The sequence below is a fragment of the Nocardia alni genome (assembly GCF_019038435.1).
Lineage (GTDB): Bacteria > Actinomycetota > Actinomycetes > Mycobacteriales > Mycobacteriaceae > Nocardia > Nocardia alni.
In genome coordinates this window covers 1-9,308 of the sequence record NZ_JAGPOX010000234.1, presented here as the reverse complement: position 1 = coordinate 9,308, position 9,308 = coordinate 1, and the positions used below count along the sequence as shown (strand labels likewise).

8 protein-coding genes are annotated in these 9,308 nt (G+C 67.4%); 5 read left to right on the top strand and 3 right to left on the bottom strand.

From position 1 onward, the window contains the following. Positions 1-1,269, bottom strand: a 1,269-nt coding sequence (locus JZ791_RS42410) for a flavin-containing monooxygenase (RefSeq protein WP_216903341.1), incomplete at its 3' end; no start/stop codon positions are given. Positions 1,270-1,572: 303 nt separating this feature from the next. On the opposite strand from JZ791_RS42410, the gene JZ791_RS42405 reads away from it, so the two are divergent. Next, positions 1,573-3,207, top strand: a complete 1,635-nt coding sequence (locus JZ791_RS42405; protein WP_216903340.1) for a long-chain fatty acid--CoA ligase — start codon at positions 1,573-1,575, stop codon at positions 3,205-3,207. Positions 3,208-3,267: 60 nt separating this feature from the next. Here the strand turns inward: JZ791_RS42405 and JZ791_RS42400 are convergent, their stop codons facing one another. Beyond that, positions 3,268-3,660 carry an SCO5389 family protein gene (locus tag JZ791_RS42400; RefSeq protein WP_216903339.1) on the bottom strand — a complete coding sequence of 131 codons (393 nt, stop codon included), beginning with the start codon at positions 3,658-3,660 and terminating at the stop codon, positions 3,268-3,270. 56 nt (positions 3,661-3,716) lie between these two features. Beyond that, on the bottom strand, positions 3,717-4,814 hold the full coding sequence (locus JZ791_RS42395; RefSeq protein ID WP_216903338.1) for a nitronate monooxygenase: 1,098 nt from the start codon (positions 4,812-4,814) through the stop codon (positions 3,717-3,719). Positions 4,815-5,017: 203 nt separating this feature from the next. Between JZ791_RS42395 and JZ791_RS42390 the strand changes: the two genes are divergently transcribed. The 4 genes from JZ791_RS42390 to JZ791_RS42375 all read left to right on the top strand — a co-directional run. Then, on the top strand, positions 5,018-5,620 hold the full coding sequence (locus JZ791_RS42390) for a hypothetical protein (protein ID WP_216903337.1): 603 nt from the start codon (positions 5,018-5,020) through the stop codon (positions 5,618-5,620). Between the two features lie 2 nt (positions 5,621-5,622). Beyond that, on the top strand, positions 5,623-6,654 hold the full coding sequence (locus JZ791_RS42385; RefSeq protein WP_254207312.1) for a helix-turn-helix transcriptional regulator: 1,032 nt from the start codon (positions 5,623-5,625) through the stop codon (positions 6,652-6,654). Positions 6,655-7,303: 649 nt separating this feature from the next. After that, positions 7,304-7,504 carry a hypothetical protein gene (locus JZ791_RS42380; protein ID WP_216903336.1) on the top strand — a complete coding sequence of 67 codons (201 nt, stop codon included), beginning with the start codon at positions 7,304-7,306 and terminating at the stop codon, positions 7,502-7,504. A gap of 215 nt (positions 7,505-7,719) precedes the next feature. After that, a partial coding sequence (locus tag JZ791_RS42375) for an AMP-binding protein (protein ID WP_216903334.1) occupies positions 7,720-9,308 on the top strand: 1,589 nt, incomplete at its 3' end.

Genomic DNA, 9,308 nt, shown 5'->3' with positions numbered 1-9,308 from the left:
GGCGGACAGGGTGCGGCCGGGGCGGTGGGAGAGGTACTGGACGATTTGGCGGATGTAGCGGGCCTGGGATTCGAGCATGTAGATGATGGAGCCGGAGCCGACGTTGGTGTTCGGGCCGTACATCAGGAACAGGTTCGGGAAGTCGGGGACCGACATGCCCAGGTAGGCTCGGGCGCCCTCGGGGGACCAGACGTCGGTGAGTTTGCGGCCGCCGCGGCCGTAGATGTTCATGGGGGCGAGGAATTCGGTGCCCTTGAAGCCGGTGCCGTAGATGATCACGTCCGCCGGGTGCTCCACGCCGTCGGCGGTGCGGATGCCGGAGGGGGTGATGGCCTCGATGGTGGTGGTCTCCACCGCGACGTTGGGCTGGGTGAGGGCGGGGAAGTAGTCGTTGGAGAACAGGGCGCGCTTGCAGCCCGGCTCATAGTCGGGGGTCAGCTTGCGGCGCAGTTCGGGATCGGGAACATGGTGTGCGCGATGGCGATCCGCGATGACGATCGCCGGTGGCTTGAGGGCTGGGATATCGGTCAGTGCCAGCGCCATCACCTCGAAGAACAGCCAGATGGCGAAGCGTTCGGCCCAGCGGCTCGGCGGGAAGTGTTCGAACAGTGCGTGATGCGTCGGGGTGTACTCGGTGTCGAACTTGGGCAGCACCCACGCGGCCGAGCGCTGGAACAGCGTCAGCTGCTCGACCGTCGGCTGGATCGCCGGAATGTATTGGATCGCACTGGCTCCCGTGCCGATGCACGCCACCCGCTTGTCCGTGAGATCGACGCCGTGATCCCATTCGGCGGAGTGGAACCAGGCCCCGCCGAAGGTTTCGATGCCGGGGATCGCGGGCATGGCCGGACGGGAGAGCTGACCGACCGCGGGGATCAGGATATCTGCGGTCAAGGTCTGGCCGTCGGCTGTCTGGACTCGCCAGATGCCTTGCGCCTCATCGAATTCCGCCTCGGTGACGGTGGTGCCGAAGCGGATCCGGGCGGGCAGATCGTACTTGTGCGCGACGGTGCGCATATACGCGTGGATATCGGCCTGGCGCGAAAAGCGGCGCGGCCAATCGGATTTCGGCTCGAATGACCACGAGTACAGCGGTGAGGGCACGTCGCAGGCGGCGTTCGGATAGGTGTTCGCGCGCCACACCCCGCCGAGGTCGTCGGCCTGCTCCAGGATGGTGAAGTCGTCCAGCCCGGTACGTCGCAGCTCGAGCGCCATGCCGAGTCCCGCGAATCCGGCCCCGATGATGATGATGGACGGCGTACGAGTCATACCTTGAGACTAGGCGGTCGGTGCTGGTTCGCGAGGGGATCGGCGGTCATGGAATCGATATTTTCGGCCAATTTGTGAGCGACCGAATGTGGTGTTCGTTCGGCTCGGGCGAAGCAACGCGACATTCGGCTGGTCGGGGGTGGCGGCTCGATAGCGGACGGGCGGTACGCGGATGTACCTGCTGATCGGAAGGTATGTGGGGGGAGACGCTGGCTTTAGTCGACTCAATGACGAGAGCGTCCGTTTTCAGCTATCCTCGCGACCAGTTGTGACGTCGTTCACGGTGAAGGATTGGCGGTTCAGATGTTTAGCACGATGCAGGACGAGCAGCTCTCGCTGGCGACGCTGCTGCGCTACGCGGCGAGTTTTCATGGCGATGCCACGATCTCGACGTGGACCGGGGACGGCGTCCGCACGAGCACCTATCGCGATATGGGGCGCGACGCCGCAAAACTGTCGAATGCGTTGCGCGAGTTGGGAGTCGGTGTCGGCGACCGAGTCGGCACCTTCATGTGGAACAACACCGAGCATATGACGGTCTACGCGGCCGTCCCGGCCATGGGCGCGGTACTGCACGCGATCAACATCCGCCTGTTCCCCGAGCAGGCGATCTACGTGACCAACCACGCCGAGGACCAGGTGGTCATCGTCGACGGCTCGCTGGTGCCCATGTTCCAGGAGTACTTGCCCAAGATGCGGACGGTCCGCCACGTCGTAGTGGTCAACGGCGATCCGGCCACGCTCACCGTGCCCGAGGGTGTACAGCTGCATTCGTACACCGAATTGATTGCCGCACAACCAGATACGTATGACTATCCGGTCTTGGAGGAGCACTCCCCGGCCGGCATGTGCTACACCTCGGGCACCACCGGCGACCCCAAGGGCGTGGTCTACTCGCACCGCTCCAACTGGCTGCACGCCATGCAGGTGCTCTCGCCCAGCGGCATGCGGTTCAGCGATCACGACACCGTGCTGGCGATCGTGCCGCTGTTCCACGCGAACGCCTGGGGGCTGCCGTACGCGGCCATGATGTCCGGTGCGAGCCTGCTGATGCCCGACCGATTCCTGCAGCCCGCTCCGCTGCTCCAGATGATGGACGCCGTGCGGCCCACCTTCGCCGCCGCCGTGCCGACCATCTGGGGCGGGGTGCTGGCCGCGCTCGACGCCCATCCGCAGGACATCTCGTACCTGACCCGGTGTGTGGTCGGCGGGTCCGCGGTGCCTCCGGCGATGATGCGGGCCTTCGAGGAGAAGCACGGCGTCACGTTGCTGCACGCCTGGGGGATGACCGAGACCTCCCCGCTCGGCAGCGTCGGCCATCCGCCGAGGGGCGCCACCGGTGAACAGGAGTGGGAATACCGCTTCACCCAGGGCCGGTTCCCGGCGGGCGTGCAGGCGCGGATCGTCGGCGACGACGGCGCGGTGCTGCCCAACGACGGCGAGGCGTGGGGCGAGGTCGAGGTGCGCGGTCCCTGGATCACCGCCTCCTACTATTCGCCCGAGGGCCCGATGGTCGACCCCGAGAAGTTCGACGACGGCTGGCTGCGCACCGGCGACGTCGGCAAGATCAGCCCCAATGGCTTCCTGACCCTGGTGGACCGCTCCAAGGATGTGATCAAGTCCGGCGGCGAGTGGATCTCCTCGGTGGACCTGGAGAACGCGGTGATGGGCCATCCCGCGGTCGCGGAGGCCTCGGTGATCGGCGTGCCCGACGAGAAGTGGGACGAGCGCCCGCTGGTGGCGATCGTGCTCAAGGAGGGCGCCACCGCCGAAGCGTCCGAACTGCGGGAGTTCCTGTCCGACAAGTTCGCCAAATGGCAACTGCCCGAACACTGGACATTCATCGATGAGGTCCCCAAGACCAGCGTCGGCAAGTTCGACAAGAAGCGCCTGCGTGCTCGCTACGCGGACGGGGATCTGAAAGTAGTGACGCTGTAGGCACACCCGAGCCGGTGCGGACGAAATTCTCACTTCCGCACCGGCTTTCGGGCATTTATGTCAGCAGTTGCGGAGTTCGGGGCTCTGGTTCAGCAACTGGGCGCGGGTGGAGATGAAGGTGGTGTAGGTGTCGCTGCCTACGCCCGAGATGGGGAATGCTGCGACGCGGTGGCAGTTCTGGAAGGCCAGTTTGATGCCGAAGTGCCGTTCGAGGCCGCCGCGGATGGAGTCCGAGGCCATGGCGCGCAGCAGTTGGCCGCGGGCCGTCTCGTCCGGCGGGGGGACCCGGTTGTCGGCGAATTCCGCTGTGCCGGAGCGCAGGTCGGCGGCAACACGGCTGACCACCTCGTAGGCGTAGGGCAGCGAGTTGCGGACGCATTCGACGAATTCCTCGTCGCTGACCTCTCCGAGTTCTGCGCGTTCGAGCAATGCCTGTGGGACGTCGAGTGACATGACGCTCTCCTTGTGGGATGCGGATGATGTCCTACGAGTCTAAACGACAAGCATTGTCAATAACTATGGATTCGGTGCGAAAGTGCTTTCTCGATAGTGGCTTTCGCCTCCTGTGAAAGTCGGTCGACCAGTTCCGCGGCGGGGATCGCGGTCGCGAGGGAGTGGGTCTGACCTGCCCAGAGGTTGACCTCGTCCGGGTTGCCCGCGGACCGCGCCGCCGCGCGCAACGGGCCGGTGGCGTAGTGGATTTCGGGGTAGGCGGACGGCGCGTCGGGATGGTCGAGGATGAACTTGTTGCGCAGGCCGCGGGCGCGGCGGCCGCTGAAGGCGCGGGTCAGCATGGTCGGCGTCGCCTCGGTCACGGCCTGGCGGTGCATCGGCGCGGTACCGGCCTCCGGACAGCGCAGGAAGGCGGTGCCCAGCTGTGCGGCGGCCGCACCGGCCGCCAGCACGCCCGCCACGCCCGCACCCGTGGCGATCCCGCCCGCGGCCACCACCGGACGGTCCACGGCCGCGGTCAGCAGCTGTAGCAGGGCCAGGGTGGTGAGTGGATCGGTGGCGTCGTCCTCGGGGCTGTCCGCGAAGGCGCCCCGATGCCCGCCCGCCTCGGCGCCCTGCGCGATCAGGACATCGGCTCCCGCGTCCAGGGACGTGTGCGCCTCGGCCACCGAGGTGACGGTCACCCAGACCTCGGAACCCACCGCGTGCAGCCGCGCGACCTCGGCCGACGACGGGCAGCCGAAAGTGAACGACACCACCGGCACCGGATCCGCGATCAGGTCGTCCAGCTTGGCGTCCCAGTCGTCGGTATCGAATTTCGCGTCCCCGAGTGGGAACTCGCGGCCCAGTTCGGCCAGGTAGTGGGCGAACCGTGGGCCGGGTGTCGGTGCGCCGGGGACGAACAGGTTCACACCGAAGGGGACACCGTCGGCGGATCGCCCGGGCGATTTTGCCGGAGAGCCGGTGGTCGACGTCCCGGCGAAAAGCTGGCGGATTGCCGCAATGCGCTCCCGGACGACGCCCGCCGTGAGATATCCGGCGGCGAGAAAACCCAGCCCGCCGGCTCCGGATACCGCCGCCGCAAGCTCGGGAGTGGAGGGCCCGCCCGCCATCGGGGCAAGCACGATCGGGGTCCGTAGCTCGTCGATGATCACTTTGTCAGTCTTATCGTGCGAGCCGCCCTGATACTGTGATCTCGGTCTCATTTAAATTGCAGGCCCCGAAGGTTGCGAAAAGATCACGATGGAGTACAGTTTTTGTCACAACGATGCTGAATCGTTACCGAAATGAAGGTTTGATCGGATTTCGGTTTCGGGCGGTATCGACACACAGACGTTGATCGACGCTAGGACGAACCTTGCCGCAGCACCGGGAGACCGCCAGTTCCGTTTCGGTCAGCGAACTGCTCGGAAAATGCACCGCCGCTCGATCGACCCGCCGCAGGGCTGAGCTGCGCACCTCCGATCGAGTCAAGCTTGCCGCCACCGCCGCCATGGCCGCCGGATTGGTTGGCACCGGCGCCCAGCTCGCGCACGCCACCGTGCTGCCGAGCGATGAGCACACCGCCGACAGCGCGGACGACATAACGCTGAAATCCGCCGCCGTACCCACCCCGGCGGTCGACCAGTCCGCCAAGGCTCACCTGCCGATCGTCCCCGAGGTCGCGTCGGCTCCGCCGCAAGCCGCGGTGGTCGCCTCGGCTACCACTCCGGCCCTGTTGCGCCAGCCGGATGCGGCCCGATCGGCGCAGCAGGATCCGGCCCCGTTCGGCCTGAAGAATCTGCCCCCGGAGGTAGCCGGGCCGTTGGCTCAGGCAGAACACGTGATCAAGGTGTTGCAGCTGGTCACGCCGGGTCAGCAGGCCGACCCGGCGAATGCGGGCGCCGACTCGACGGGCGGGGGAGCCGTCCTACCGGGAGCACCTGTCCTGCAGACCACCTCATGGGGAGCGGAGAAATAACGATGGCTGCACCTCTGCGCACCCGACCACGCCTGGCGGTCGTCGGCGGCAGTGCCGTGCCCGATGTCCATGAACTGTTCGACGCCGGATCCCTGCCCGGGCGCACCTATGCGGTGCTGGTGCAACATCCCCGGTCGAGCCTGACCGAGCTGGCGAGTTATCTGGAATGTCCGGCCGAGATGGTGCAGGTCGCGCTCGATCGGCTGGGTGAGATGCAGGCCGCGGTTCGCTTCGACGTCTCCGGCGTCACCGTCTGGGACGCGCACGCCCCGGAGGCGTTGTCCGAGGCCGAGGCCCGCCGCCGCCAGCAGGACACGGCCAATATGCATGCCGCGGCCGCGCGCCTCGGGGAGACGTTCCGTTCGGTGCGCCGTTCGGTGCGCGGCGACGGCGTCATCACCCCGATGTACGAAACCCGTGAGCTCATCGCGGAATTCGAGGATCTGCAGCGCAGCGCGCGCAAGAGCGTGCGAATGATCGAACGCGGCCCGTACGTGTGCGCCAGCGAACCGGCCGAGCGCCTGTTCGAACTCAAGTCCTCGCGGATCGCCTCCGGTGTGCGTTACCAGGTGCTGTACCAGGACACCATCTATCAGGATCCGGACCGGCTGCGGCACGCGCTGGCGATCACCGCCGGCGGTGCGCAGGCGCGCACCCTGCCCGATCCGCCGCTGAAGATGATCGTCGCCGACGGCGAGCGGGCCACCCTCATGCTGCACAACGACGAGCGGCGCGGCGATCCGATGGGCCTGCGGATCGGGGCCTGCCCGACGATGGACCTGATGACCCGCACCTTCGATGTGCTCTGGTCGCTGGCCGCGCCGATCTCGGTGAATCCGAGCGAGCCGTTGGACGAACGCGATCGCGCGATCCTGACCCTGATGGGGCTGGGCGCGACCGACGACACCATCGCCCGTCGGCTGGGCATGTCCCGGCGGACCGTCGTGCGGCGCACGGCGAGTCTGCTGGAGCGGCTCGGCGCGAGCACTCGCTTTCAGGCCGGTGTGCAGGCTATTCGGCGTGGATGGCTGTGAGGAGCTCCATCCGGCGATCCGGCCGATGCGCGCCAGGTGACCGGTCGGGAGTTCCGCGAGGTGTCTTGTCGGCTCGTGCGTGAGCCGACCGAGCGCGGTGTCGGCCCCGACGATGTGGTCGACACCGGGACTCGCGGACTTCCTGTCGAAGTCGTTGCCTGCGTATAGGATTCCGGTGTCGATCAAGCTGCTCGACGAGGTCCGCCGAGTGCGAACGGTGAACTGGATCGCGGCGCGCTGCGTGCTCCACATTCCCATCGCGACACAGCGGTCCGGACGTGGGCGGCAAGCTGGAGGGGCGGTCGAGCGACTGATGCTCGGCGGTCCGGATGCGACCGGATCGGTTGGGCTCGGTGACCTATGCCAACGACGATGCCGCCGCGCACTGACCGGACTTGATGGCACCGGCCAGCGTGGCCTCGTCGATCAACTCGCGGCGTTGACGATGATGACGCCCTACTTGGTCAGTGCCACGGAACCGATCCGGCGTTCGATACCGCGCACGCCGGATCGGCCTACAACGGACTCGCCGCCGTGGATCGGCTGCGGTCGGACGCCGCACCTTCGAACCGCGCACTTTCCATCAAAGACTCGAAGGACCCGCGGCACTGCTGAAGATCTTGGCCGTCCGAGTGACCGGGCCCGATGAGTGTTCCCCGAGCTCGATACCGCCACTGCGTTGGCACAAAAGTGGACGACCCCCCTGTTCAACGACCGCATCGGCGTGGATCATCGGGATCTGGAACCGCTGGAAAACCTGCAGGCCGTGGCCCTGATTCACGGCTTGGAACCAACCTTGGGATTTGGTTTAGCGAATGTGTTCATGGTGCTGGACGAGGTTATTAGGTAAATTCCGGCCCACCGGGTGACCTTCGGTGTTTCGTACCGGACAATGGTCTGGTTCCGCGGGCGGCTACCCACCGCCGCGGGATTCCGCACGGAGGTGCGACCGGTGGATTGATCGTGGGTAGCGCTGCAACCAGCGCATGAGCAACAACAGGCAGGGTGAGGCAACGTGCATCGGGTGGTCGGACGGCGCAACGTAACTCGACGAGTGGTTACCCGATGACCCGCCCGGCCCGCCAACGTTCCCGGGGCCGGCGCACCCGGGTGATCACCCTGCCGCAACTGCTGTCCACTGCGGTCGAGGCCGATCCGGACGCCGTCGCGGTCGCAGTGGCGGATGCGACGGCGACACTCGCGGAGCTGACCTACGCCGAACTGGACGAGCGCTCGACCCGGCTGGCGCGGCTGCTGATCGCCCGCGGCATCGGACCGGAAGACTTGGTGGCGGTCGCGGCTCCGCGGTCGCTGGAAGCGGTGATCGCGCTGTGGGCGGTCGCCAAGTGCGGTGCGGGATTCGTGCCGGTGAATCCGGGCGATCCGTCCGCGCGGATCGCCCATATCGTCATCGATGGCGGGGTGTCGCTGGGGCTGACCGTCGCCGCCGTGCGCGAGGGGCTGCCTTCCGCGGTGGACTGGCTGGCCGTCGACACCGGCGAGTTCGCTGTGGAACTCGAGGGATTCGCGGCCGATCCGGTCACCTACGCCGATCGCCTCCGCCCCCTGCGGGCCGAGCATCCGGCCTTCGTGATCTATACCGTCGACACGATCGGCGCGCCGTACGGCATCGTCATCACCCAGGCGGGGTTGTCCGGACTGTGCGACGCGCAGAGAACCCGCTACCGGATCGACGGTGACGCGCGGACGCTGGCCTTCGCGCCGCCCTCGGACCCGGTAGCCGTACTGGAACTGCTGCTGGCCGTGGGCGGGACGGCGACGATGATCATGGCCGCGCCGACGGTCCGCGGCGGCGCCGATCTGACCGCACTGCTGTTACGCGAGGACGTGACACACGCGTACCTGGGTGTCGATGTGCTCGAGACGGTGGATCCGGCCGAGTTGGACGAGCTTCGCGTGGTGGTGTGCGATGAGCAGCCCCGGCCGGAATCGATCGCGCGGTGGACGGCCCCGATCAGTGCGGGGCCCTTCGCCTCGGCCCAGCGTCAGGTTCTGCTGGGGTACGGCGCCACCGAGACCACGATCCTGACTCATATCGGCGCGGGCACCGGCGACGATAAGCCCGAGGAGCCGGCGGGGCGGGTGAGTTCGGTGCGCACGATCGGGACCGCGGTGCACGGGATCACGGAATACGTGCTCGATCGGCGGCTCTCGCCGGTCGCCGACGGCGAGGTCGGCGAGCTTTACATCACCGGTGCGCAGGTGGCGCGTGGATACCGGCGGCGGCCGGCGCGGACCGCGGGGTGGTTCGTGGCGAATCCGTTCGCGGACGGGTCGCTCGCCGGCGACTCACGGCTGTTCCGGACCGGGGATCTGGTGCGCAAGAGCGGGAGCGGCAACTTCGAGTACATCGGATCGATAATCGAGGGTGCTACCGGCGAATCCACGCAGGTGCGGTCGACCGCGGCTGGTGACGCAGACAGGCCGCCCCAGGGTGATTCGACGGCAGATGTGGTGAAACGAGACTCGCCACTGCTGGGCGACGCTGTGCCGAAGGCAGCGCCCCGGAGCGTGCCGCTGCCGCGCAGGGCCCGATCGGCTGCTGCGGCGCACGATGCGCCGATGACGCGGGAAGGCGGATCGGGCGCGCTTACGCAAGGCGTGCCGTTGCCGAGTAGGGCTCGGTCGGCGGC